This is a genomic window from Methanosarcina horonobensis HB-1 = JCM 15518, assembly GCF_000970285.1.
GTDB lineage: Archaea > Halobacteriota > Methanosarcinia > Methanosarcinales > Methanosarcinaceae > Methanosarcina > Methanosarcina horonobensis.
On record NZ_CP009516.1, the window covers coordinates 611,484 to 636,042 of the forward strand.

General features: G+C 40.0%; 21 protein-coding genes. 8 read left to right on the top strand and 13 right to left on the bottom strand.

Annotation, left to right across the window (positions count from 1 at the left end; translation table 11 throughout):
• The first annotated feature begins 665 nt into the window (after positions 1 to 665).
• On the top strand, positions 666 to 2,828 hold the full coding sequence (locus tag MSHOH_RS02640) for an MEDS domain-containing protein (protein ID WP_204245376.1): 2,163 nt from the start codon (positions 666 to 668) through the stop codon (positions 2,826 to 2,828).
• Positions 2,829 to 3,059: 231 nt separating this feature from the next.
• Here MSHOH_RS02640 and cbiQ read toward each other — a convergent pair whose 3' ends face one another.
• Together cbiQ and MSHOH_RS02650 are read right to left on the bottom strand one after the other, a co-directional pair.
• Positions 3,060 to 3,866, bottom strand: a complete 807-nt coding sequence (gene cbiQ, locus MSHOH_RS02645; RefSeq protein WP_048137144.1) for a cobalt ECF transporter T component CbiQ — start codon at positions 3,864 to 3,866, stop codon at positions 3,060 to 3,062.
• A 53-nt stretch (positions 3,867 to 3,919) separates the two neighbouring features.
• Positions 3,920 to 4,903 carry an energy-coupling factor ABC transporter ATP-binding protein gene (locus MSHOH_RS02650; protein WP_048137145.1) on the bottom strand — a complete coding sequence of 328 codons (984 nt, stop codon included), beginning with the start codon at positions 4,901 to 4,903 and terminating at the stop codon, positions 3,920 to 3,922.
• 324 nt (positions 4,904 to 5,227) lie between these two features.
• Between MSHOH_RS02650 and dinB the strand changes: the two genes are divergently transcribed.
• Both dinB and MSHOH_RS02660 read left to right on the top strand, forming a co-directional pair.
• A complete protein-coding gene (dinB, locus tag MSHOH_RS02655; RefSeq protein ID WP_082089217.1) occupies positions 5,228 to 6,328 on the top strand; it encodes a DNA polymerase IV in 1,101 nt (366 codons plus the stop codon).
• 451 nt (positions 6,329 to 6,779) lie between these two features.
• Entirely contained in the window at positions 6,780 to 7,034 is a 255-nt protein-coding gene (locus MSHOH_RS02660; protein WP_048137148.1) for a protease inhibitor I42 family protein, read from the top strand.
• Positions 7,035 to 7,214: 180 nt separating this feature from the next.
• Here MSHOH_RS02660 and MSHOH_RS02665 read toward each other — a convergent pair whose 3' ends face one another.
• The 11 genes from MSHOH_RS02665 to MSHOH_RS02725 form a co-directional block, all read right to left on the bottom strand.
• A complete protein-coding gene (locus MSHOH_RS02665) occupies positions 7,215 to 9,119 on the bottom strand; it encodes a phosphoadenosine phosphosulfate reductase domain-containing protein (RefSeq protein WP_048137149.1) in 1,905 nt (634 codons plus the stop codon).
• 903 nt (positions 9,120 to 10,022) lie between these two features.
• Positions 10,023 to 10,469 (bottom strand): UPF0228 family protein, encoded by a 447-nt coding sequence (locus MSHOH_RS02670; protein ID WP_052730675.1) that lies wholly within the window; start codon positions 10,467 to 10,469, stop codon positions 10,023 to 10,025.
• 73 nt (positions 10,470 to 10,542) lie between these two features.
• Positions 10,543 to 11,340: a hypothetical protein gene (locus tag MSHOH_RS24970; protein WP_052730676.1), complete on the bottom strand. Its 798-nt coding sequence runs from the start codon at positions 11,338 to 11,340 to the stop codon at positions 10,543 to 10,545.
• Between the two features lie 931 nt (positions 11,341 to 12,271).
• Entirely contained in the window at positions 12,272 to 12,820 is a 549-nt protein-coding gene (locus MSHOH_RS02685) for a hypothetical protein (RefSeq protein WP_394297759.1), read from the bottom strand.
• A 514-nt stretch (positions 12,821 to 13,334) separates the two neighbouring features.
• On the bottom strand, positions 13,335 to 14,144 hold the full coding sequence (locus MSHOH_RS02690; RefSeq protein WP_239451176.1) for a hypothetical protein: 810 nt from the start codon (positions 14,142 to 14,144) through the stop codon (positions 13,335 to 13,337).
• 415 nt (positions 14,145 to 14,559) lie between these two features.
• Entirely contained in the window at positions 14,560 to 14,769 is a 210-nt protein-coding gene (locus tag MSHOH_RS02695; RefSeq protein ID WP_048137158.1) for a hypothetical protein, read from the bottom strand.
• 363 nt (positions 14,770 to 15,132) lie between these two features.
• Positions 15,133 to 16,065, bottom strand: coding sequence for an ABC transporter ATP-binding protein (locus MSHOH_RS02700; protein WP_275425571.1), 933 nt, complete (start codon positions 16,063 to 16,065; stop codon positions 15,133 to 15,135).
• Positions 16,065 to 16,817 carry an ABC transporter permease gene (locus tag MSHOH_RS02705; protein WP_048137162.1) on the bottom strand — a complete coding sequence of 251 codons (753 nt, stop codon included), beginning with the start codon at positions 16,815 to 16,817 and terminating at the stop codon, positions 16,065 to 16,067. Before MSHOH_RS02705 ends, MSHOH_RS02700 begins: the two co-directional genes overlap by 1 nt.
• Complete coding sequence (locus tag MSHOH_RS02710) at positions 16,814 to 17,191, bottom strand: hypothetical protein (protein ID WP_048143071.1); 378 nt, start codon at positions 17,189 to 17,191, stop codon at positions 16,814 to 16,816. The genes MSHOH_RS02705 and MSHOH_RS02710 overlap by 4 nt, the downstream gene beginning before the upstream one ends.
• A gap of 157 nt (positions 17,192 to 17,348) precedes the next feature.
• Positions 17,349 to 18,098, bottom strand: coding sequence for a LolA family protein (locus MSHOH_RS02715; protein ID WP_052730677.1), 750 nt, complete (start codon positions 18,096 to 18,098; stop codon positions 17,349 to 17,351).
• 1,333 nt (positions 18,099 to 19,431) lie between these two features.
• Positions 19,432 to 20,250: a CRISPR-associated protein Cas4 gene (locus MSHOH_RS02725; RefSeq protein WP_239451180.1), complete on the bottom strand. Its 819-nt coding sequence runs from the start codon at positions 20,248 to 20,250 to the stop codon at positions 19,432 to 19,434.
• A 141-nt stretch (positions 20,251 to 20,391) separates the two neighbouring features.
• Here MSHOH_RS02725 and MSHOH_RS02730 point away from each other — a divergent pair, with 141 nt between their 5' ends.
• The 5 genes from MSHOH_RS02730 to cyaB all read left to right on the top strand — a co-directional run bounded on the left by MSHOH_RS02730 (position 20,392) and on the right by cyaB (position 24,432).
• The gene (locus MSHOH_RS02730) at positions 20,392 to 21,132 is read left to right on the top strand and encodes a helix-turn-helix domain-containing protein (RefSeq protein ID WP_048137167.1); all 741 of its coding nucleotides are present in this window, start codon (positions 20,392 to 20,394) and stop codon (positions 21,130 to 21,132) included.
• A 41-nt stretch (positions 21,133 to 21,173) separates the two neighbouring features.
• On the top strand, positions 21,174 to 22,223 hold the full coding sequence (locus MSHOH_RS02735) for a hydroxymethylglutaryl-CoA synthase (RefSeq protein WP_048143073.1): 1,050 nt from the start codon (positions 21,174 to 21,176) through the stop codon (positions 22,221 to 22,223).
• A 16-nt stretch (positions 22,224 to 22,239) separates the two neighbouring features.
• Positions 22,240 to 23,412 carry a thiolase domain-containing protein gene (locus tag MSHOH_RS02740; protein WP_048137168.1) on the top strand — a complete coding sequence of 391 codons (1,173 nt, stop codon included), beginning with the start codon at positions 22,240 to 22,242 and terminating at the stop codon, positions 23,410 to 23,412.
• 6 nt (positions 23,413 to 23,418) lie between these two features.
• Positions 23,419 to 23,817 carry a Zn-ribbon domain-containing OB-fold protein gene (locus MSHOH_RS02745; RefSeq protein WP_048137170.1) on the top strand — a complete coding sequence of 133 codons (399 nt, stop codon included), beginning with the start codon at positions 23,419 to 23,421 and terminating at the stop codon, positions 23,815 to 23,817.
• Positions 23,818 to 23,901: 84 nt separating this feature from the next.
• Complete coding sequence (gene cyaB, locus MSHOH_RS02750) at positions 23,902 to 24,432, top strand: class IV adenylate cyclase (protein WP_048137173.1); 531 nt, start codon at positions 23,902 to 23,904, stop codon at positions 24,430 to 24,432.
• Positions 24,433 to 24,559: the final 127 nt, after the last annotated feature.

The window sequence follows — 24,559 nt, forward strand, 5'->3', positions numbered from 1 at the left end:
ATTCCAGCTCCCATATTTTTCAGATATCCGTCATATAAAGAAGGAAAACACTCAAAAAGTCAGAGTTTGCTGAGTGCTGTTTTATAAGTTAATAATAATTAGAATTCTGTTATGACTGTTCCTAATGAGTATTTTTGAGGTTATTTCTGGAAGATTTTTCTGTATAATCTTAGATATTTCAGTATTACATATATACATTTTGGTATTATTTTTTTTGATAATTTTTTTATGAAATCTTCTTCTGTGTCGGCATTTTTACTTTTTAGTCAAATTAAGTATCCTATAATCTTCCATCAAGTCGAATTGATTCATCCCGGAAAAGTTGGTGTTAATCCATGTAAGCCCAATTTTAACTGTCTTTTTGGTTCCTTGTGGATTGCTTCTATTTGCACTTAAGTAATATGTACTCATCAAATTTCAATCTTTGGTAATATTTATTATGAAAAAACTGTATATTTGTATATTACCTTCTTTTCAGTGTTATAACATGGATTTGGATATTGATTCTTTGATAAGATTTGATACTTTGAGACTACGCAATTGAATCCTTGAAAACTTAATATTACTCTAAAATAAATTATTCTAAAATGTAATGAGTATTACAATAATGGCCGGAGTTCTTTCTTTAAACTTGCCGCCGTAAGTCCTAAGTTGGAGAGATATGGATGGGAACGAACACTAGGAGTTCTGGTATTGATGTTATTGGGGATATTCACTGGGGAGCCCACCTGTGTCAGTTTTACCAAACCAACGAAGATTTGATGGATATACTTGTTCCTTATTTTAAAGCAGGGCTGAAAGCTAATGAATTTTGCCTCTGGATCACATCACAATCTCCATACGTAGAAGAGGCAAAAGAAACTTTAAGGAATTCTTTCCCAGGTATTGATGTTTATCTGGAGAAAGGTCAAATTGAAATCCTTCCCTATACGCATTGGCTTCTCGAGGAGGGAATTTCTGATCTGGAGAGACTATTCGAAGGATGGGTCGAAAAACTTAACGAAGCTCTTGCCAATGGCTATGATGGTTTGAGGTTGACCGTGAATATTTCCTGGCTGGAAAAAGAAAACTGGAGTGATTTTGTTAACCTTGAAGAAAAACTGGGCAGCCTCATAGAGGATTACCGGATAATTGCTCTGTGCACTTATTTTCTCGACAGGTGCAGTGCAATCGAGATCATTGACATTGTAGCAAATCATCAATTCTCTTTGATTAAAAGAGAGAGTATATGGGAGCATATTGAAAGTCACAGGCGCAGGAAAATAGAAAAAACAGCTATTTGCACCGTACAGGACGAAGAAGTTGAGGACACAGAAGTTGAATTGAGAGAATCCTACGATCATCTGGAAGAATTAGTTAAAGAAAGAACAATGCAGCTTGAAATGGCTTACAAAAGACTGAAAGAGAGTGAAAGAGATCTTTCTGAAGCTCAAAAAATGGCTCATATTGGAAGCTGGAAATGGGACATTATAACCGGTGAACTATACTGGTCTGATGAAATTTATCGTATCTTTGGACTTAATCCTCAAGAATCCAAAGCAACTTACAATGCATTTTTTAATTATATACATCCCAACGATCGAGACTTTGTGGATACTACCATTAAAAAAGCTTTGTATGGAGAGCAGCCCTATGACACTGACTATAGGATTATCTCAGCTGATGGAGAAGAGCGCATAGTCCATTCACGTGGAGAAGTTATTTTTGATGAAAACAATACTCCTGTCCAAATGAGAGGAACACTCCAGGACATTACGGAGCGTACTAAAATTGAAGACTCGCTTTTATTAAGCGAGGAAAGGTACCGTTCTTTCATACAGAACTTTACAGGGATTGCTTTTCAGCAGGACAGGAATCTCAACCTGGAGTTTGTAAAAGGAAATGTAGAAGAGATTACAGGGTACAGCGAAGAAGAATTAATGTCTAAAAAGCGGTGGAGAAAAATTGTTGAGAAGGAAGATTTGCCTTTGTTCCTCAAAAAAGAAAGAGAGATTAAAAACGCTCGTTCTCCGTATTATGGAAAAATTAGCTACAGAATAAGATGTAAGGACGGAAAAATAAAATGGGTACATGAAGTATATCAGAAGATTCCGGGCAAGAACGGGAGATCCGATTATCACCAGACCACAATAACCGACGTTACCGAGAGAATAAAGGCAAAAGAAACCCTGGTAAAAATTGAGGACGCTAGGAAAAAAGAAATCCACCACAGAATAAAAAACAACTTACAGGTAATCTCTTCTCTTCTTGACCTTCAGGCTGAAAAGTTCAGTCATAGAGAGGCAGTTACCACTCCGGAAATTCTAGAAGCTTTCAGGGAAAGTCAGAACCGGGTAATCTCAATGTCCCTTATCCATGAAGAACTCTATAAGGGAGAAGGAACCGATACACTGAATTTTTCTGCATACCTTCAAAAGTTAGCTGAAAATCTTCTACAGACCTACAGTCTTTGTAGTAAAAATGTTCACCTGTACATGGATCTGGAAGAAAATGCTTTCTTTAATATGGATGCCGCTGTCCCTTTAGGAATAATTGTTAACGAACTCGTTTCGAATTCTCTCAAACATGCTTTTACTGAAAAAGAAGGAGACATTCGAATCCGGCTTTGCAGGGAAGAAAAGAATAACAAAACACATAAGTCCCTTTTCAGCCTGACGATTTCAGATGACGGAAAAGGAATTTCTGAAAACATAGAATTAGGAACTGTTAAATCACTAGGACTGCAGCTGGTTAGCATTCTTGTTGACCAGGTAGACGGAGAAATCGAACTTAAGAGAGTAGAAGGGACGAAATTCCGAATTACATTCCGAGTAGCAGAAAGATTATAATCCTGGACAAAAAGGCACTAAGACTGGATAAAAAGTTATTGGTATCATCAAAGCCCCGAAGTTCTAGGTAGTCGTTGATTGCTGGAGGTTAACTGCAAGGATCAAAATAATAAGTACGGTCTTTTTAATGACTGTACTTCTCAGTCTCAGGGATTTCATGCAGCAGATCGTTATTTCAAGCAGTAGATCGTTATTTCAAGCAGTAGATCGTTATTTCAGGCAGTAGATCGTTTAGACATAAAGATGGATGTATAACATGCAACCTGCACTCAGGAGCAAAAAAAAGACATCCCAAGTTCTGATTTTGGTCCTGTAATACGATTTTTCGTGTCCGCTCCCATATCCCCGGCAAAGCATGCTGATATAAGTCCTTTCTCCCTGCTCATAGGAGCGAATAAAGATTGAGCTCATACTGTTTCCTATCTGTTCGATGACCCATTTTCTCGACACATCTTTGTTCCAGATATCAAAGAGCCTGGTCTGCTGTGCAATCCTTATCCTTTTGAGGACGGCCCAGAAGAGAAAGAGGTAGCGCACCATCATGCTCAAAAGCAGAGTGAATTCCCTGGGGATGCCTATCCTATCGGCTGCTGCAACCATATCTCGCAGCCTTGTGGCGGATGATAGCAGGACAATGGATGTTATGCAGACAAGAAATTTCGCAAGCAGTGTGCTCCCAAAGGCAAGCCCCTCATATGTTATGCTTAGCCCTAAAGGCAGGTCGAGAGGATAAACCGTATAGTTTTCAATAAAGGAAGGTCTCAGAAAAGGCTGGATAAGGGCAATTCCGAGTCCGAAAGGTAAAATTGCAAGGATACGAAGGAAAAAGTATCTTAAATCCAGTCCGGCAACAAGTACAAGAAGCAACAAATAGACTTCTATGGCAAGAAGGCGAACTATGTTTTTATCATGAATTCTGGGCAAGCTAACTACATAAACAATTACGGTAAGTGCAAAAAGCAGTTTTACTCTGGGGTCAAGCCTGTGTATCGGGCTATTTTTATATGATTCGCGCTCGATATCAGTAAGTGTTACCATCAAAAATTCTCCTCAAAACGCCCCGTAAAATTTTCATGATTTTATTGTTGATTTTATTTTATCCCTGCTTTCTGATGCGCAGAGCCTATAACACGCAGGATCTCATCTCTGGCAGTTTCTGCTGTTATCTGTATGTTAACGTCAACACCTTCCTGCTGCAGCATCTCGAAAACTTCCGCAACTCTGGGGAGCCTTAAGTGTGCTTTTCGGAGTAGTTCGGGATCATTGAAGATCGCTTCCGGAGTTCCGTCAGCCTCAAGTTTTCCGTGGTGAAGTACGAAAACTCTTTCTGCAAAATAGGGAACAACATCCACATCATGGGTTGAAAGCAGCATGGTGATCCCCAGTTCCCTATTCATCTTCGTAATAAGCTCCAGGACTCGGGATGAGCTTAAAGGGTCAAGCCCTGCTGTGGGTTCATCAAGCACGATAACTTCCGGGCGCATGGCAAGAATACCTGCGATTGCTACAAGTTTCTTTTGCCCTCCGCTCAGGTGATGCGGGGCTCTTTCTTCAAAACCCTTAAGTCCTACCATCTCCAGGGCTTCTTTTACCCTCTTTTCTACTTCCTCTCTGGACAGCCCCATATTGATCGGCCCGAAAGCCACATCTTCTTCAACACTAGGGGCAAGTACCTGGTCGTCGGGGTCCTGGAATACTATTCCTACTGTTTCCCTGCACATCCGGACGTTCTTTTTAGTTATCTTTTCTCCCTTTACCAGAACTTCTCCGGAAAGAGGGCGTAGGATCCCGTTAAGGTGTTTGAAGAGGGTGGACTTTCCTGCTCCGTTAGCTCCGAGCACCGCAACTCTTTCTCCACTGTATACTTTGAGGTTTATCCTGTCAAGAGCATTTGCCTCCAGGTGAGGATATCTGTGACAGAGATCTTTTACTTCCAGGATAGGAGTGCCGGTTCTTTCACTGGAGCCATCTGTTTTTCCCGAATTTTTCCCGGTTTCAGGGCTATTTTTGCTCTCTGTTTGCTCCGGAAGATCTGCTCTTTTTCCGGGATTCCGTGGGGAGGTTGACTTGCTCATAACTGAAAACGTCCTCTAATGAGACCACATTTACCTTTTTATATAATTTTTTTAAAAATAGTGTTACAGCTAATGAAGTTATCTTTTTTATGTGTTATGGTTTGTACTTTCCGGTTTGCGGTTGATATCCTCACTTAATTCTGTTTTTGATTCTGTTTATTTTTCACTTAATTCTGTTTAAGGTCAGTCCTTAAGTTAGCATTTGTTTTTATATCTTTCCTTCTTCTTTTTCCGGCTTAAAAAGCTAAAGGCAAACAAGCCCTAGAAATTACCTGAGAGATAATCCAAGAGATAATTATACAAATCTTCCCTGCATCTTTTCCTTTGATGCAGCGAGTCGTCCTTCATATAGACATGGATTATTTTTTTGCAGCTATCGAAGAAAGGGAAAATCCCGGACTCCGGGGAAAAGCAGTTGTAGTCTGCATGCTTTCAGGAAGGAGTGAGTTAAGCGGAGCTGTAAGTAGCTGCAATTACATCGCGCGAGAATTCGGAATCAGAGCGGGAATGCCCTGCTCAAGAGCTAAGAAACTAAATCCTGAAGCCGTTTTTCTACCTGTCAGGAAAGAATTTTACACTTCGGTTTCGGACAGGATTATGGAAATCCTCCGCAGCTATGCAGACCCTGGGGTAAATGGAGATTTTTTTGAGCAGGTAAGTGTTGATGAGGCATTCCTTGAGATCTCCGAAAGGACAGATGGAGACTTTAACCTTGCTTTTGAGCTTGGGATGCAGATTAAAAAAGAAATTAAAGAAAAGGAGAACCTGACCTGCTCTATAGGAATAGGCCCGAACAAGTTAATTTCCAAAATGGCTTCCTCCGCAAAAAAACCTGATGGAATAACAGTCGTGAGCTCGCAGGATCTGGAAGCTTTCCTCTGGCCTCTAAAAGTATCCAAACTCTGGGGGATCGGGGACGTAACTGCAAGAAAATTACAGGAAATGGGCGTAGTTACAGTAAAGGACCTTGCAGAGCATGATGTTATCGAACTTATCTCCACCTTCGGGAAGTCCAGGGGTACCTGGCTTAAACAGGCAGCTGCAGGAATCGATAACTCTCCACTTAAAGAAAGAGACGGCTCGGAGCAGATAGGAAGGATTGCGACACTACCTGAAGATACCCTGGATAAAGAGCTTATCTCTTCTTTACTTGAGAGGCTCGCAGAGGATGTTATCAAAAAGCTGGACTCTAGAGAACTTTCCTTCAGGATTGTAACCGTTACTGTCATAAACTCAAATTTCAGGATGTATACCAGGAGCCGCACGCTCAGTCATCCTGTCTCTTCAAAGGAAGTTCTTCTTCAGGTAGCCAGGGAAATTCTCGGGGAATTCCTTGCGGAAAACAGGACCGAATTCAGGCGTGTGGGAGTAAGGGTAGGAGGACTCCAGAAAAGCAAAGGCCAGAAAAGCCTTTTTGATTATTAAGTATAACGTTTGAGTTATATTTGAGTTTGAAAATTTACGTTTACCTTGTTTAATATTGAGCTTGAGGGTTACGTTTACCACATTAAACCCGTATGGAACTAAGGCTCCCGGCATGATTTATATTTATAATTATTATATAAATAATATCCTCCTCAGTCTAAATTATTTCATTTGCTGTTCCTGTTTTTTGTTAACCTATCAGATAATTTTTTTTCATAAAATTTATCATACAAGAAATGTAATAATAATATGGCTAATATACAGAAATTGCTTCCAGAACCTGAATTTCTATCCCCATTTTTTTTGAGCCAGGCTATTTTTCATGTAGATCATCTCTGCATGCGGGTTTCTTCAAAACAGCACTTTATTCGAAATTCACTAAAAATGGCGAAAAAATTTGTAAATTGGGTAAGGAAGGACGGCACATAAGGACGGTCAGGAGAGGGACAGAATGATTAAAAAACCGTTTACAATCCAGTTTCCGGAAAATCCGGTCAGCGGATTCAGCTGGAATATCGCGACCAGTAACGGGTTACAGATAACGAGGGACAGATTCATTCCTGAAGATGAGGAAAAGACCGGCAGCGGAGGATACCGAGTATGGGACATCCAGGTAACTACCCAGGGCAGTCAAAAGATAACAGGTACATACCGGAAGGGTAACCAGATAGCAAGTTGTTTTGAAATCAATATTGATGCCGAATAACAGTTTTTACAGGCCGCAAAGCCTGAGAATCCTGGAAAGGTCGCCTTCTCTGGTAAAAACCCAATCCGCCCTGCCTTTCCAGGTTTGCTTACTTTTTTCCTGCTTTCTCTTAATTTTTCCCCTTTCCAGTTTTCTCCAGACCTTTCCCGATTTTGCAATATTTTATCAGTCTGCTATTACTTACATGAATTTCACAAGTGGGCAGACTTCTATACAGGCTCCGCAGTGAATACAGCTATCCTTTATCCATGCTCTCTTTTCTTTCATTTCAATTGCACTGTGCTCACAGTGTCCTACACAGACCCCGCACCCCTGACAGAGAATAGCTCTCCTTACCGAAAATTCAACCTTTCGCATGAGCTTCTTCAGCGTTTTTTCATCTTCACTTCTTCCGTTCACATTCCCTGAAGCAAACACCTGAGCTCTTGATTCTCCCATAGCAACAGAAGCAGCTCCTTCAATAAAGGAAACTTTACCTGCAGGCTTAAGCATCCCGCTTTCTTCCAGGGCTTCTATGTCTATTGCCTGCCCGAAGCTTCCATCCGCAGAAATCCCACCTGCTTTACAGGGCCTGTATCCTGTAGCAACCTCGAAATGGAGTTCTTTTAGTGCTCCCTGGGAAGGGAGCAGGGAAATTCCCTTTCTGTCCGCAAGCTCCTGCAGTACCTTTGGATAGCGTTTGAAGCGCCATAATCCGTACTTTACCCACTCAGAGGAAAGTCCCATTTTTTCTGCATAAGCCTGGAGATGAGAATTGAGTTTTTTCGCAAGTTCAGGATGGCTTTCCTCAAGCTGGAAGAAATCGGACAAAGACGAAGACGGGCAGAGCCAGCACCCCATCCGGTCGTACCCTTTCTCATATGCAGGATTATAAGGAGCTTTTGTTCTGAATAAGTAGAGCCAGACATGCAGAGCCGTCCACTCCTGTATAGGAGATGCTCCTACCTGGTTTCCTACCCAGGGATTTTTCCATACCCTTTTGCTGATAGAGCGAGCATGGGACTCGTACTGCCGCTGTCCTATAAAGCTCAGGCAACCTCCCTCATAATTCTCGTCAATCAGCCTGGTAATGGGTCCCAGTTTGCATATCTTGCAGCACCAGCGTGTGTCCATTGTAGGGGGGCCGAAAACTCCTATGGACTCCCAGAAAGAATCTCCCGCACTCGCTGTCCTGAGAGTTTTTCCGTAATATTCCGCAACCTCTTTGACATTTTCAAGGGTTTCCGGAAACTCAAGCCCTGTATCTGCAAACATAAGTTCGTAATCGTCCAGAGTTTCGTCCACCAGCTGCAGGACTGCAAGGCTGTCCTTGCCTCCTGAATAGGATACGCTGACCTTCAAATCCATACTTCTCGAAACGTCCTTTATGAAGGCATGAGCTTCTTCTATCATGAGGTTCAGGATTTTCTCATTGGCTTTTACGGCGTCGTCCCAGCTTTTTCCTGACTCAAGGGTTTTTGCAGCCGCTGGCTCTGCGCTCCATCGAGGCTTCACTGCATTTCCGCGCTTTTCCTCTATCATCTCTTTTCCTGACATACGTGCGCGTCCGCAGCAGACTACTTCTCCAGCAGGGTTCAGGACAACGACTTCGTCCTCTCTTTTGATTTCAGTGTCTGCATCAAGGATTCCGGGAGCCAGAATACTTGCCCCTTTTTTCAGGATAAAAGGTAAAATTTCCTCTTCAATAACGACCCATTTTTTCAGGTCTTTTTTATCCCTGCCCTGGAAAAGCCGCCTTGCCCCTTCGAGGCGGGGGAGAAGGACCCATTCGCAACTCTCTATTTCAAACCTTATGGATGCAAGGACTTCCCCGTCCACTATAATTTCATCCATCCTGTCTTCATAAGGGGCTTTGTTAAGTACCACAAGGTGCCCTTCGGGGATAAGAGGAGCACTAAATTGTTTTTCAGAAACGGAATTTATGCGTCTTATATCGTAATCAAAAGCAGGGCGAATATCTCCTGGAGGAGTTACTTCAACTTTTTTTGTTCTTCTGCCGCACCCGCACTGTTTTCCGAGCACAGGCACATTGCAGGCCTCGCACCAGTGAAGGAGCATTTTGCCAAGGTATGCTGGTCTGGACATATCATGCAGATTGAGAGGGGTTCACCTTTAAAAGGCTTTGGCTCAAGCTTTTTAAAAAAAAGCTTGACCAAAAATTTCTGTAGAAAGCTTTGGCTTTTACTATGAGAAAGTCTTAACATCGAGTTTATTTTGAAGCAGCAGAAGGACTTGCGTATTTGAACTGGAAATATAGCGTTAAAACGTTAAGTATCTAAGATGTGAATCAAATTATATTGATTGCTATATTTGGCTTTTAGCTTGAGTGCGCAAATCCAATAAGATAAAAGTATCCTTAAGGTCAACGTGTACCCTAATTTCGGAAAAATTTACAATCTGATTTAATGTTAACCTTGCCTATTATCTAATTGTAAGAATAGTTTGAATTTTAAGGCAGTCTTTTTTTTAATAACTTTGTTTTTTTGAATATTCTGCTGCAAGTACTGATAGCAAGACAAATATCAATACCAGAATTAATAGGTAAGAATTTCTTGATTTGTCTATCCAAGATATGCATTATAGAGTGCTATAAAAACAGCTATCAGTGCTAATATACGTGCTATTATGTTAGCTGATTTTGCATTTATATGAACTCTCCTAAAACGTTAGTCCATCCATAGTGAACCAAAAATCCAAAAAGCATATACGACATTCAAAGAAACAAATATTGAGTTTTGGGATCAACAAATTAAGTCGGTCTTTAGGATGGTCTGCTGTCATGATTTATTATGTGTAGGATCAGAATTATAATCAAATACGGGATGAGAGATCCCATTAAGGATACAAGAGTTACCGCTATAAATATCGAAAAATCAAGCTCTCTCGAAAGTAATATAGTTGGAATGAAAAAAATTGCAAAGTAAGCGATAAACAGTTTAATATAACTTGATTTTCTCATCAAAATAATACACATCCTTATGCTGTCAGTCAACCTGGAAAGTACAATGGGCGTTCACTGAAGTGAATATGACAATAGAAAAACTTCTCAACCTTAAGATTATATTTTTCCAGTATCGCAAGAAAATTTTTATCGTTAATAGATTGTTCAGAAAATGCAATTATGTAGTCATTTTCTTTTTCAATTATGTAATAATTTCCTTTTTCGATAGCTGGAGTAGATTCGGTCCAATTTTCTTTTCTTAATTTGTCTCTTATATCTGTTATTTTCTCTTTATTTACTATTATGTAGTATTTGTCCAGCATATCATAAACATTGTAATCTATCTTATACTTGGTCAAACTGTAGTTTTCAAGAACATTTTCTGCTTCCTGTTCACTAAGTCCATCTCTAAACTGAATTATCAAGCCAGCTACTTTTCTCTCTTCCGGTTGAGGGGCTCCAGTTGGAGTAAAAATTGTACCTTTACAAAACAATCCAATAAGTACTACGAAAATCAGAAAAACAATAAAGGAGGCGATTTTTTTGTTTTCTATTCATATCAACCACTCAAAACACGGAGCTACTACTTTTCCAGAGTTTCCGCCCTACATAAATACAAGTCAAGCTTCCCAATAATCCGAATCCCGGAGTAGAATTATTTTTGTTCGATTCATTTCTACTTGGGTAACTACCTCTATCAGGTTCAGAATCACTGTTGTTTGAATAAGCAGAATGATCAAAGCTAGGATCGTCCAGGTCTTCAGCTAAATTTCGAGCATAAATACGGTACGCAGATCCATCAAAAGTATAAAAGGCGAAGTTTTTATGAGGGATGGCTGCCCACCTGATTTCATAAGAGCCCCCGGAACTACTTGCTTCACAATTATCTGGATGGTCAACTCCGGGTTCATTAAGATTCATACTTGCAATTAAACGTTTATCCGTAATCTCAGCCACATCACGCAGCACAAGATTATCAGCAACCACAAACTTATCCGGATACCTCTTCCAGATGTCCTGCAGATCAGCTTTTAACTTTTCTTTATCTTCCTTCTCAAGATCAGATTCGTCAATCGCAGTCAGATAAGCAATCTGACTCTCGTTATCAGTCGCAGCAAAGGCAATCGAGCTATAAGGAGATGCCTTTACAACATCTGGCAAAGAAGCCTGTAGCTCCAGGTAATCCGCAACTTCCTTCATTCCTTCTTCACCCAGCTCAGCCTCCAGAGCCTCCAGCTTTAACTGGGCAACGTCTTTAGTCTGGTTGGTTTGCTGTTCTTCTATCGATGCCGCTGCTGATAATATCAGACATAAATACAATATTATAGCAACATGTAGCACTAATGTTCCATCTTTACTATTCATCTGCTCTCTCCAAATCCAGTCATACAAACTTGGATATGCCAATTTGCGGAGTTCGTAGGAACCTGGAAAGTACTTTCAAACTTCATAAATTTCTCTTACATGACTCTTTATAAGTTTTCTGACCAAATCATCAAACAATTTGGAAGAATGTCATATTTTTGATCATTTTTTCCAGAATTATTACTTAATAGGACGAATAGTTCGATGATTTGGTCAGAAAACTTATATATTCCCATTCAGCACGAGCGCTTTTTTGAACTTAAAAAATGAGAGATGCTATTTTAAAGGAATACGCAAACTCTTTAGTCAAATCTGAATCAGTATCTTACAACTGTATCTTACAACTAATATTACAAAACAATAACAGAGAAATAATTTTGTTTTTGACCCTTCACTAGTATTTTTGTAGCTAGCTCTGGAAATATTTCCAATTCAGAACTCGTGTAGCCGATATATACTCACTATAGCAATCGATTAAAAACAGAGGTTTAAGTAAATCTTTCTTAATTAATTCCTAACTTCACAAGAGTCCAGTAGGCAAGAAAGCCAAAAAGAAAAAAGCCTCCAAAATAAATTTTGATTAACAGATGGTCATGTACTACATTTTTAGCCACAACTTCGCTAAGTAAGTTCAGAGCAGTTACTATAATAATTGGAACTAAGATCCTTAGTTTCTGTTTTCTTTCCATGCAATCATCAAATAAAAAAATGGCTGAGTTCCTAATTATCCAAGACTCAATTAAACTGTATCAATGACTACCAATTTTCGTATAAATATAATTTATTATTGAACTGAGACCATGTTTGCGTTGATATGCATAAATAAAAGAAAGGAAAAAATCAGTCATAGCTAAATTGCTGGAGAGATGCGGGGAGGATAATTTACCTCGAGTCAGTTATTCAAACTTCGCATTATTATTCAAGCTCCACATTACTTCTTCCAGAGTTTCCGTTCTCCATACATGCATGCCAAGCTTACCAGTAATCCGAATCCCGGAGTAGAATTATTTTTGTTCGATTCGTTTTGACCTGAGCTACTACCATTATTAGATTCTGAATTATTAGTATCGTTGTAATTATTATTGTTTGAATTATTGAATTCGACAGTGTTTTTTTCTTCAGATGATGATAAGTTAATTTCTTCTACTCCTATCTTTTCTGTTGCATTTGAAGTTGCTATTGTGCTCTGGTCAGGCTCATTGGCTGTTGCTCCTGTACTTTTTTCGTTCCTGTTAGAACCTGTAAAAGGCCCGATTACAACTCCAACAGGACCGTTCATAGTGTATTTTCCTGTATTCACGGTCGCTGTAACAGTGTTTGTGGCCGTGTCAATTACAAAGACAGTACCAGTATCGATTCCTATAGTCGTCACATATGCAAACGGAGCTGCACCTGCGATACTCACCAGTACGAAAACCGCAAGTACTGATACTCTAAAAATTTTTATGAACATATCTTCTCTATGTAGTTTATTAGACATCGCCAGTCATGCCTCTTGACGTATTTTGTAGAGCTTGGTTTTTACAATATTTAGAAAAAATGGCTTCTTTTTATATTCCATGTCAAGACTTTGTGACGTACTCTGGTTTTGGGATCAGCTCCCTAAAAAATAATAGTTATATTTCTTTGTAAAGTTATGTTAAACTAAATATTTGGCAGATGAACGCCTTTTAAGATGATCGGCTGTCACGGTTTATTATGTATATAATCAGAATTATAATTAAATAAGGAACGAGAGATTCCATTAAAGCCGCAATAATTATTGTTATAATAATTGGTAAATCAGGTTGTCCAATCACATTTAGATAATTTATAATGAAAAAAAAGGCAATGCAAGCGAGAAATAATATTTCATAACTTGATCTTTTCATAGTAAATTCACATCCATACTTCTTATAGACGTTTCAAATTGAGCTGATCTCAAACCGGGTTTCTTCCTAAACAATAGAAATTTTAGAACTATTTTTTTCATGATCATAAACTCAATTGATGGTTCAAAATTCCATGTATAGAGGACCAATTTCGAGTTTTTGGTTAAGATCAGTTATAGAATAGTGAGTCTCGTAATTTCCATTTTGATCGCACGATAAATAAATTTTGACGTAATAGTTCTGAACAGTTATGCTGTTGCTCTTGTATTCAAAACCATAATGGAAATTTCCCTGGGCATAAACTTCTGCAGTACTGCTGGAAGTTAGATCCTCACCTTCTTTCCAGTTAGAAATCTGCCAGAGATTAAAAGGCATATTATGTACGTACCATGAATCTATATGATAAGGCTGTACAGATTTGTGGTCATACCCAAAATATCCTTTTGTGGTGACTGTAAACAATTTCCAACCAAGGAAATTATACTCACTTACGGAATGTGTAAGAATAGGAGTATAGTCCGGGTTCTCCAAAGACCGTGAATTCACTTCACTTTTTTCATTAGTTGATTGGATTGTACTATTGTTTACTTCTTCTTTCAAGTTATCAATTAAAAAATAACCTTGATCTGTGAAAGTTATATTTGATCCATCTTTCAGTCGATATGTCCTTGAATTATTCTCATCTGAATCAGTATCGTTCTTTTGCATTGAAATTTTATCTTTGTTTGCTTTACAATAATTTTCAATAACATCGTCTGTGGACAAGTTTTCGGTGTTAGAGTTTAGAGCATCTATTAGACCTTGCTCAAATTCGGAAATATTTTCATTTGTTTCCAAATTTTCTTGTGCACTTACAGCTGGCACAAACACTGAGCATATAAGTAATATCGCCAAAAACAACATTTTTGTATCAGATTTTTTCTGAAAGCGCATTTTAGCTCCACAAATTCCTTTTTACCTAACTCTTTATAAGTTTTCTGTCCATTCCATCAAACAATCACAAAATACGTTGGATTTATGATTTCTTTTTTTAGAAACATTACATAATAGGACGAATTGTTTGATGGTTTGGCCATAAAACTTATTTGTTCATGCTCAACGTAAGTGTTTTCTTCGACTCGAAAAATGAAAGATGTTATTTTTTAGAAAGATATAAACCGTTCATTTATATTCAAAAAAAATCTTACAACTCATTACAGAACAACAGGTTCGTTTTTGGCATCTTCATAGTACCTTTGAAGCTGGCTCTGTAGAAATTCTTAGTTTAGGATTCCTGCAGACCGAGATATAAACTCATTATCTCAACCGGCTAAAAACAGAGGTTTAGCAAGTCCTCTTTAACTTCTCTTTAATCAATTCCTAACTTTACTAAAGTCCAGTAGGCAAGAAACCCAAAAAGAAAGAATCCAATTAGTGATATTGTTATTAATGGATAGTCGTGTACTCCATTTTTAGTTACAGCTACTCCAAGTTTTTGGGATGTAACTTGCGCAAGTACGGTCATAGCAATAACCGTAAAAACTGGAATTAAAACCCTTAATGTCTGTTTTCTTTCCATGTTATCACCAAATAAAAAATGGCTGACCTTTTTATTCGCCAAGGCTCAATTAATTGTATACCAATTAATTCCAACTTTCATGTAACTCTGATCTGTTAATAGCATTGAGGCTATTCTTTATAAGGTATTTCTACCTCTAAACCGCTATCGGAATTTAGTCCCCGTTTAAATCTTCGTATTCTCTATTGTGTGAATTTTTGAACCGTTGTTCATTAATCCGAAATTTGGTTGATCATTTGAGATTCGAAAATTTGGGATCTCAATTTGATTTTGGGATCAGCTCATTATGTGATTCAATCTTTACATTTATGATTTGGAACCTGCATCTTTTAGAGGTTAAAATATGATCTCTCCACCTGAAAGTTAAAGGTTTATTCCGGTGGCATTAAAAAATGCATCTTCCAATGAGAGAGAGTTTTCTATAAGTTTGAAAACATGGCCTCCACTTTCAACAATTAACCTGTTGATTTCCGGTTTTACATCTGTCCTGGAGTTTACGAGAATTTCAAGAGTATGTTCGGCTTTCAATTCGGTTTTTATGACAAACTCCAGATTCTCGATTAAAGAAATCATCTCAGAGGAGAGATTGTAGACTCCAATCGTAATAACCCCGTTTGACTCAAGGTGACGGATTTTTTCAATTGTGCTTTCGGCAATAAGTTTGCCTCTATCCAGAATTCCGACATGAGTACAAATCTCCTGTATTTCCAGAAGGTTATGGGATGAAAGAAATATCGTGATTCCCTTGTTATTGCACTCACGAAGAATTTGCCGGATTTGCCGGATTCCAACAGGGTCAAGGCCATTTGTAGGCTCGTCAAGAATCAGTACTTTTGGATTATTCAAAAGAGCCTGCGCAATCCCTAGCCGTGTTTTCATACCATGGGAAAAATAGCCCACTCTTTTGAACATTTCATTGCCAAGCCCAACCTTGTCCAATAAAATCCTGGATTGTTCCAGGCTCTCTTTTTTGCTCAGGCCTTTTAATCTGCCGTAATAGACCATGTGGCTTAAGGCGGTCCGTTCGTCATAAAAACCGGAGTCCTGAGGAACCAGGCCCAGAATCTGTTTAATCTTTCCCGATTCGGAAGACAGGTCCATGCCATCAACAAAAATTTGCCCCTGCGTAGGTGTCGAGAGTCCTGACAGTAATTTTATTGTAGTTGTTTTTCCGGCACCATTCTGGCCCAAGAAACCGTAGATGTTCCCCTTTTCCACATTCAGGGAAAGATTTTCCAGAACAAAGCGAGAGCTGTATTTTTTGTACAGGCCTTTGGTAGAGATAGCTGCAGTAATTAGAAATCCCTCCTTTTAATGGCTACCAAACTCATGGACAAAAAAACCAGCATGTACAGAAATATTGAAAGTAGACTTTCAAAAACCTTGAGGTATTCACTTTCAACCGGGAAGCCCTTCATGAACTCCATATTTTTAATCCCATAATAGAAGGGGGTGATATATTTCAGATAACTCTCATTTCCCTGTAAAATGAAAAATATCAAAATCCCAAGAAAGACTACAGACATTGTAAATGAAATTTTATTGTTTGCAGACAATGTTGAGATGAATATAAAAATACCTATGAAGCACCCCAGATAAAGGCTTGAGGAAATCCAAAATAAAATAATACTTTCGAACTGCAAAGCGCTTCCTGCGGAATACTGATATATCAGGCTTATAAGTGCAATTCCAAAGGAAACAGATGTAAATACCAGAAATAGAAAGAAAAATTTTCCTAAGATAAAAGACGACCTGTGGACCTTGGAGAGAATGTATCTTATTGACCCGGTTTCAGTTTCACTACTTACGATATCAAAAGATGTTATCATAGTCATAAAAGGTCCGATAAGCAATACCACCTGATAAGAAATCAAAGTATATGGAATGCCGCCGTAATTTGAAAAGAAAAGGAATAGGTAACTGGTACTATAATGCATTATCAGGAAACAAAGAAAGATAAAAATTCCGCCAAAAAGCCATACATATCTACTTTTTGAACCTCTAAAGATTTCATCTTCCCCAATAATCCGTATTTCAGAGAAATTCATAATCCTTCATCCTGTTTGTTCCTGCTCAGGTTGGAGGCAACAAATGCTCCAAAGGACCCGATTATTGAATAGAAACAGACCATGATAAGCGCAAAACCGATGAGAGCAGATAAAGCTATACCCCCATATTGTAACGCAAGCTTTCCATCGGAAGTAAACAAAAATACTAGAATCCAGCCAATCAGGTTATACGTAAATATTGAAAAAAAAGCATATTTCTCCGAGCCTTTGCCTATTTTTGTACCAATTAACGTACCTACAATAACCGCGCTTATAATTCCTCCATATCTCGGATCAAGCCCTAAAAATTCGAAAAATCCAAATAATACAAGCCCGACCACTATTCCTATAAATAATAAATTTCCGGTTTTCATGATATCACTTTTGAAAAAATGGTAAGAATAACGAAAATAAACAGAGAAGAAAAGGAGAATATTCTCCTCCTTTGTTGTTTGTATTACTTTATTCAAATTGCAGTTTCTGTCACTCTGTTTTTCCTTTCCTGTTGGCAGGTACTCTGGAATGAGGATTTCAAAAACTGGTTTTCTCTCTTGCTTCTTTAGGGTTCGGTTTTTCAGAGGATTTGATTTCCTTAATATCCAGTGTTTTTACTTCTACACCGTCCGGAATCTCGAATTTAAACTCAGAGTCCGGAATTCCATAGTTGACTTTCAGGTCCCGAATTTCTATTTTCGCGGTCAGATTCCCATCGCTGTCATATATTTCATATCTCAGAGGCATCCATGTTTCTTTGTCTACCCAGATTTTTGTCCTGCCTATCATCGGATAAGCTCCATCTTTTTCTTTCGGACTTGTCTCCAGCAGGTAAGCAGTCCTTCCATCTATGTTTTCCACTCTGAGCAGTGTTACATTTGTAGAATTCAGAAATTCGCCTATGGCATTGATGTAATCATTTTTCGTAGGTTCGGGGATATCGGGAAGCTCCATTTTTATGACTTCATTCGTAGCCGGGATGTAATTCCACGTGAATTCCCCATCCGAAACAATAATTATCTGATCTTTTTTCCCGGGTTCCGTTATAATATCTTTACTCATGTTCGGCTTTTTGAACATGGTCTTATATTCGATTTCCGCAGTCTTTCCCTCTGTGTAGGAGGTCATGTACATTGTATACGAATAGTCTTCAGTGCTGTTCTGTTTGTCCAGCATCTGGGTTACAATCTCTTCTGCACTCAGGTTTTCTTCCGTGCAGCCTGAGGCAAAGAGGATCATAGTTACAAATGCCAGCATGAGTATCGATTTGAATCCTTCCGTTGTCATCATGCTCCTCCTTCAACGAGTAATTTTTTCTTTAATTCATGTTGTAAAACCCATTTTTTATTGAGTGCAGAGCTTAGGGATAAAAGCCAGATGTTAAGCAAGAAGCGATCTATGTGTCTTCATCGGCAACTGTTAATTTTTCAAGAAGATAGCGTATCCCGAACATGCCGGTTCTGCCATAGTTGCCGAAATTTTAACTTATTCCTTCAGCCATATACGAAGTTGTAACTATTTTTTATATTGTTAGTTTATATAGTATAATTTTTTATTTTTTTAAATCCTCTATTAAAACATAGTTCATTGGCATATTTATAATAAAAATCGATAAAAAATAAACTGACTATCCAGTAAAATATTAAGTTCGATAAATGCTTTGGAAAATATATTTAAACTCTATAAACTCCTATGTACTCTTCTTTATTGACTCCTTATAAGTTTTCTGCGTAAATTCTCGAACAATTGTTTTTTCAGACTCGAAAAGAATCTGAAATTAATCCTAGTTTTTGATTGTTTGATGATTTGGCTAGAAATTATATATATGATCAAATTGCCCTAACTCATACTCAAAAATATATATAAAAAATATCAGTACTATCTTACAGTCTTATAGGTCGATATTCAAATTAATCTATGTAAATTCTGGACTGATATATTCTCAAAATTGCAAGATTCAGAGGAATAAGTGCAGGTATAAAGATATTTTATGATAAATTGCAGGCTCAAGGTTGAGAGGTCAATCCATCCTTGCAAATCCCTACAGGCCAGGTTACTAAGTCCTAAAAAGCTTCTAACAAATTCCAAAAACAACAGCAAGAAAATTTATTGAAACCTATTTATATTTATAGGATTCTCCTGTCTAATTTTCTAAAGCATACTTTTCCCGAACCAATTTACGTGCGCGATATAATACATGCATGCGTTACGTATGTATACGTGTAGACATTACAACCGACTAAAAACAGATACTTTGCGAAATTAATCCTTATAAATTCCCAGCTGATCTAAAATCGCGCAATAAGCAAGCCCTAAAACAAAGGACCCCATAAGTGAAATTTTGATTAACCGAGAGTCGTGTACTATAATTTCACCAATGACTTCGCTAAAGTAAAAAATAGTAAGACCTGTAAGACCAGTAATCAAATAAAATATTATTTTTCTTCGCATGTTATCGCCATATAAAACATGGGCTGTATTCGGCCTGTCAATATTTTAAGGAAATTTCTTATTACGGAGTTTCCTCAGCGCCTTGAGGTTTACCTTCTATTACCCTGATGTTTGTTTCCTTCTGGTTTTTGCCTTCTTCATCGTGCTGTACTTTTTTTCCATTCCCGATTTAGAAAAATTTGGACAGAAGAGAAGAATTCGAAACACAGTGCTCTGAAAAGGTGCATTCCGTACAGAATTTTTCTTCCGTTTTCTCAGGCATGAATCCGGATTTTATTTTTTCCACACGCCTGCAGGTTTTTAATACTTCTCTGCGGTCCGAGCTTCTGATAACCACCTTTCGGAGTAGCCCGAAACTTACATACTCGACAAAGGCGAAGGAAACTTCTTTTCCGGACTCGGCTTCAAGGAGGAGGGCAAGTGATGCAGCGTGCATTCTGTCAGACGCCCATACACCCTGGAGAGGACAGCTACCAGGCTTTATAATTGATGGAACGTTAACGCCCTCAAAACAGACTATCTTGGATGGTGATCCCTTCAGGTTCAGGCGCTCTGAAGAAATAATAGGTTCTGTTTTAACGGGGGTAAGTGCCGCAAGCATGGAGTCTTTCCCAAATTCTTCAAGTCCTTTAAGGAGGTTAGTCGCAATTTCGGGAATTTTAGCTCTTGCCCGCGCGCTCCCTTCTTCCAGAAGTTCCTTTTCTATCCGTGCAAATTCTCTCGGAAACATTAGCGGGAAATCTTCATAAGCCTGGTTAAGGGAGGCTTCAAGTTCTCTGCACAGGTTATCGGCGTTTAACGAACACTTTTTCACAATTTCAGGATAATTTAGGGAGAGTTCTTTCAGTAACATTCTCTCGAGACGTGAAGCGTTTATTTCCGGAAACAGTTCAAATCCGCGGCTGACAAAGTATACACGTCGCGGGCAATTGATATATAGGAGGAGATCTGAGATGCTTATTTCCGAGTTCCGTGAATTTGCAGGCATCACATTCTAATTTCTCTTGCACATGTTATAAATTTTTTGATACAGATATGCTTTTCTTCAGCGGTTAACGCTCTGCGACAATTGCCGAACTCGCATTCGTTAGATATATATGCTAATGCTTCCTCTTAGATTAAGTAAGTCATGACATCCAACGATTCCTCAGAAAATCTGCGCAACCGCCTGGCGGAAAAAATGGCTGGAGATATTACACTCTCAGAAAAACCCGGAGAGTCACTGAAGAAATGGAGATTAAACTTTGAGATATCCCAGACCGATATTGCAAATTACCTTAAGGTTTCTCCCTCCGTTATCAGCGATTACGAGAGCGGGAGGCGAAAGTCTCCAGGGACGCTGATTATCCGGAAGATCGTAGAGTCCCTGCTTGAAATTGATATCGAGCGGGGAGGCAAAAAGATCCACACTTACGAATCAATCCTGAATGCTGAAAACAGCTCAAAATCCATCTACTCAACCTACGAGTATACACTCCCGATACAGCTTGCTAAACTGGTTAACCTTATTGAAGGCGATATTGTTTACAAAGGGATTGAGAAGCCTCTATATGGTTTTTCTGTCGTCGACAGTCAGCGGGCAATCCTGGAACTTTCTTCACACGAGTTCCAGAAGCTCTATGGCTGGAGTACGGACAGAGCCATGATCTTTACAAAAGTCACTACCGGAAAATCCCCTCTGGTAGCTATTCGGGTAACCAACCTGAAACCCGGAGCTGTTGTGCTCCACGGACTTCGTAAAGAAGAGGTAGAACCGGTTGCAGTCAAGATGGCGGAAGTAGACCGTATCCCCCTGGTCGCAACTACAATGGATCTCGATCAGATTGTGCAGCTACTGAAAAAATACAGTCAATACTACGCAAGGGAATGACCCCTGGAAAATACCCTAAACACTTAAAAACAGGTGAAAGCATGACCATTGGAATCGTATCTTACGGTGCATATGTTCCGAGATACCGCATAAAAATTGAAGAAATCGCCCGGCTCTGGGGTGATGACGCAGAGGCTCTCAAAAACGGTCTCATGGTATACGAAAAATCCGTACCAGATATAGACGAAGACGCAGCAACGATCGCAGTAGAGGCTGCAAGAAACGCGATGGCAAGAAGCGGTGTCGCTCCATCCAGAATAGGGGCAGTGTATACAGGTTCGGAAAGTCATCCCTACGCTGTAAAACCGACAAGTACTATTGTAGCCCAGGCTATTGGCGCAACCCCCCAAATGACTGCAGCAGACTTCGAGTTTGCATGTAAAGCAGGAACAGCAGCAGTCCAGGCCTGTATGGGGCTTGTGGGTTCCGGAATGGTCGATCTTGGCCTTGCTATAGGAGCGGACGTTTCCCAGGGAGCTCCAAGTGACGCCCTTGAGTACACTGCCGCAGCAGGAGGAGTCGCCTGTCTTATCGGAAAGAAAGAATCCGAACTTGCCGCTATCATTGAAGATACATACTCTTTTACAACAGATACCCCTGACTTCTGGAGAAGAGAAGGAATGCCTTATCCCGAGCACGGAGGGCGTTTTACTGGAGATCCGGGGTATTTCAAACACGTGACAAACGGAGCGAAAGGTCTGCTTGAAAAACTCGGGACAAAGCCTGAAGACTACGATTATGCAGTTTTTCACCAGCCAAACGGAAAATTCCCGAGCAAGGCTGCAAAAATGCTTGGGTTTACAAAAGTTCAGATTACTCCCGGACTTGTTGTTCCGAAAATAGGGAACACCTATTCAGGTTCCTGCCTGATGGGAATAGCTGCAACCCTTGACCAGGCAAAGCCAGGAGATAGGATATTTGCAACTGCCTTCGGATCTGGAGCAGGATCTGACGCATTCAGCATAACAGTTACAGACAGGATTGAGGAAATCCGAAACAGGGCTCCGACGGTTTCCGAACTTATCAAGGATCCTGTATACATCGACTACGCAAGATATGCCAGGCATAAAGGCAAGATTCGCCTGGCCTGAAAACGGGGTGAATATAATGAGAGACGTAGCAATTATCGGAGTAAAGAACACTAAATTCGGAGAACTCTGGGAGCGTTCCTTAAGAGACATAGTTGTAGAAGCCGGTATCGGAGCAATCGAAGATGCAGGCGTAAGCGGAAAAGACATCGATGCCCTTTACATTGGAAATATGAGTGGAGGCCGCTTTGTTGAGCAGGAACACATAGGAGCTCTCATTGCGGATTATTCCGGACTCTCAAGGAACCTTCATGTTCCGGCTACCAGAGTGGAAGCCGCCTGTGCATCCGGAGGGCTCTCCCTGCGCCAGGCTATAATGACTGTAGCTTCAGGCTACAGCGATATTGTGGTTGCAGCAGGAGCAGAAAAAATGACAGACGTGGGGTCAGAAGAAGCATCTTCAGCTCTTGCAGCAGCCGCTGACCGGGAATGGGAAGGCATGGCAGGAGCAACATTCCCAGGGCTTTATGCAATGATTGCAAAACTGCATATGCACAGGTACGGAACTACAAGCGAACAGCTTGCAGAAGTAGCCGTAAAGAACCATAAAAACGGGTGTCTTAACCCTATTGCCCAGTACAAGAATGAAATTTCCGTAGATGATGTACTGAAATCAATAATGGTGGCCGACCCGTTACATATCTTTGACTGCTCGCCGATAACCGACGGAGCATCAGCACTTGTTCTGGCGCCTGCGGAAATTGCCCATAAATATACCGATACTCCCATTTATATTGAGGCAACAGCACAGGCAAGTGACACTATTGCCCTGCACGACAGAAGGGACATCACTACTCTGGACGCAACCGTAATGGCTGCAAAGCGGGCATATTCAATGGCAAAATTAACTCCTGAAGACATAGACCTCGTAGAAGTACACGACTGCTTTACTATTGCCGAGATCTGCGCAATTGAAGACCTCGGCTTTGCTGAGAAAGGTAAAGGCGGAATTGTCACCGCAAACGGTGAAACTGCAATTGGTGGCAGGATTCCTGTCAACACATCAGGTGGTCTGAAAGCCTGCGGACACCCTGTAGGAGCAACAGGAATAAAACAGGCTGTGGAAATCGTAACCCAGCTTCGTGGGGATGCAGGCAAGCGCCAGGTAGCAGGAGCTGAGTACGGGATGACCCACAACGTAGGAGGGTCAGGAGCGACAGCAGTAGTACATATTTTCTCGAGGGAGAGGTGATATTCGATGTCTTCTGTTCCAAGATTCTGGAGAAACCTCGGCAGCAGGTATAACCTTGAAGGAACCCACTGCAAGGAATGCGGGGAATTTTTCTATCCCCCGCGCAATATTTGCGTAAACTGTAGGCGCACGGGCGAGCTAGAATCCTTTAAATTCAAAGGTACCGGTGAAATCATAAGCTATACACTGATTCACACCGCTGCGGAAGGTTTTGAAGGCCAGGCTCCCTATACCCTTGCAATTATTAAACTGGATGAGGGACCCCGTCTGACCTCTCAGGTAGTTGGCGACCCTGACAAAATCCAGATCGGAACGCGGGTCAGGTCTGTGTTCAGAAAGCTCGGGGAAGACGGTGACCGTGGTATGATTTACTATGGCACCAAATTCGTCCCTGTAGATGCCTGATTGTATCCGGATTTTTTTTCGGCCGGGCATCCTATTTATTTAAAACGGATTGAACCATGGATTTAACCGGAGATGTCTGGAATTATGATTGAAGTGGAAGTCAAGGTAAAAGCGGATCATTCAAAGATCCGCCCTATCCTTGAGAAAATCGGGGCAAGTAAAATCGGAGTTGAAGAACAGTCAGATGTCTATTTTGCAGCTCCATACAGGAATTTTGCAAAAACCGATGAGGCTCTCAGGATCCGTTCTCTGGGCGGGCAGGCTGTACTGACTTATAAAGGTCCCAAACTCGATAAGGTCTCCAAAACCCGGGTAGAGCTTGAAACACCTGTGGATGGAGCTACTACGGCAAAAATTTTCCATTCCCTGGGTTTCCAGGAAGCCGGTACAGTCCATAAAAAAAGGGACATTTTCAGGGCAGGAGAGATCACTGTTTGCCTTGATGCAGTTGAAGGGCTTGGAGAGTTTCTGGAAGTAGAGCTTGATGTGGAAGATGAAAAAGACCTTAAGAGTTCAAGGGATCAGTTATTTAAATTCTTGTCTCAGTTTGGACTGAGTGAAACCGATTCTATCCGGACTTCTTACCTTGAAATGGTGCTGGAAAAGAGAAACTGAAAGCATTTTTTAGGGTTAGGTATTCTGGAATTCGTACCGTTTTATGCTCACTTATTTTCTTTTTTCTTATTTGCCGTTTCCTTTGCTATGTCAGACTTTTATATTTAACAGTTAAAATTCCCTAATC

Excerpts from the sequence above, each read along its gene's own strand:
- MSHOH_RS02640 (WP_204245376.1), top strand. The coding sequence starts at position 666 with ATGGGAACGAACACTAGGAGTTCTGGTATTGATGTTATTGGGGATATT.
- cbiQ (WP_048137144.1), bottom strand. The coding sequence starts at position 3,866 with ATGGTAACACTTACTGATATCGAGCGCGAATCATATAAAAATAGCCCG.
- MSHOH_RS02650 (WP_048137145.1), bottom strand. The coding sequence starts at position 4,903 with ATGAGCAAGTCAACCTCCCCACGGAATCCCGGAAAAAGAGCAGATCTT.
- MSHOH_RS02660 (WP_048137148.1), top strand. The coding sequence starts at position 6,780 with ATGATTAAAAAACCGTTTACAATCCAGTTTCCGGAAAATCCGGTCAGC.
- MSHOH_RS02665 (WP_048137149.1), bottom strand. The coding sequence starts at position 9,119 with ATGTCCAGACCAGCATACCTTGGCAAAATGCTCCTTCACTGGTGCGAG.
- MSHOH_RS24970 (WP_052730676.1), bottom strand. The coding sequence starts at position 11,340 with ATGAATAGTAAAGATGGAACATTAGTGCTACATGTTGCTATAATATTG.
- MSHOH_RS02685 (WP_394297759.1), bottom strand. The coding sequence starts at position 12,820 with ATGTCTAATAAACTACATAGAGAAGATATGTTCATAAAAATTTTTAGA.
- MSHOH_RS02690 (WP_239451176.1), bottom strand. The coding sequence starts at position 14,144 with ATGCGCTTTCAGAAAAAATCTGATACAAAAATGTTGTTTTTGGCGATA.
- MSHOH_RS02695 (WP_048137158.1), bottom strand. The coding sequence starts at position 14,769 with ATGGAAAGAAAACAGACATTAAGGGTTTTAATTCCAGTTTTTACGGTT.
- MSHOH_RS02705 (WP_048137162.1), bottom strand. The coding sequence starts at position 16,817 with ATGAATTTCTCTGAAATACGGATTATTGGGGAAGATGAAATCTTTAGA.
- MSHOH_RS02710 (WP_048143071.1), bottom strand. The coding sequence starts at position 17,191 with ATGAAAACCGGAAATTTATTATTTATAGGAATAGTGGTCGGGCTTGTA.
- MSHOH_RS02715 (WP_052730677.1), bottom strand. The coding sequence starts at position 18,098 with ATGACAACGGAAGGATTCAAATCGATACTCATGCTGGCATTTGTAACT.
- MSHOH_RS02725 (WP_239451180.1), bottom strand. The coding sequence starts at position 20,250 with ATGCCTGCAAATTCACGGAACTCGGAAATAAGCATCTCAGATCTCCTC.
- MSHOH_RS02730 (WP_048137167.1), top strand. The coding sequence starts at position 20,392 with ATGACATCCAACGATTCCTCAGAAAATCTGCGCAACCGCCTGGCGGAA.
- MSHOH_RS02735 (WP_048143073.1), top strand. The coding sequence starts at position 21,174 with ATGACCATTGGAATCGTATCTTACGGTGCATATGTTCCGAGATACCGC.
- MSHOH_RS02740 (WP_048137168.1), top strand. The coding sequence starts at position 22,240 with ATGAGAGACGTAGCAATTATCGGAGTAAAGAACACTAAATTCGGAGAA.
- MSHOH_RS02745 (WP_048137170.1), top strand. The coding sequence starts at position 23,419 with ATGTCTTCTGTTCCAAGATTCTGGAGAAACCTCGGCAGCAGGTATAAC.
- cyaB (WP_048137173.1), top strand. The coding sequence starts at position 23,902 with ATGATTGAAGTGGAAGTCAAGGTAAAAGCGGATCATTCAAAGATCCGC.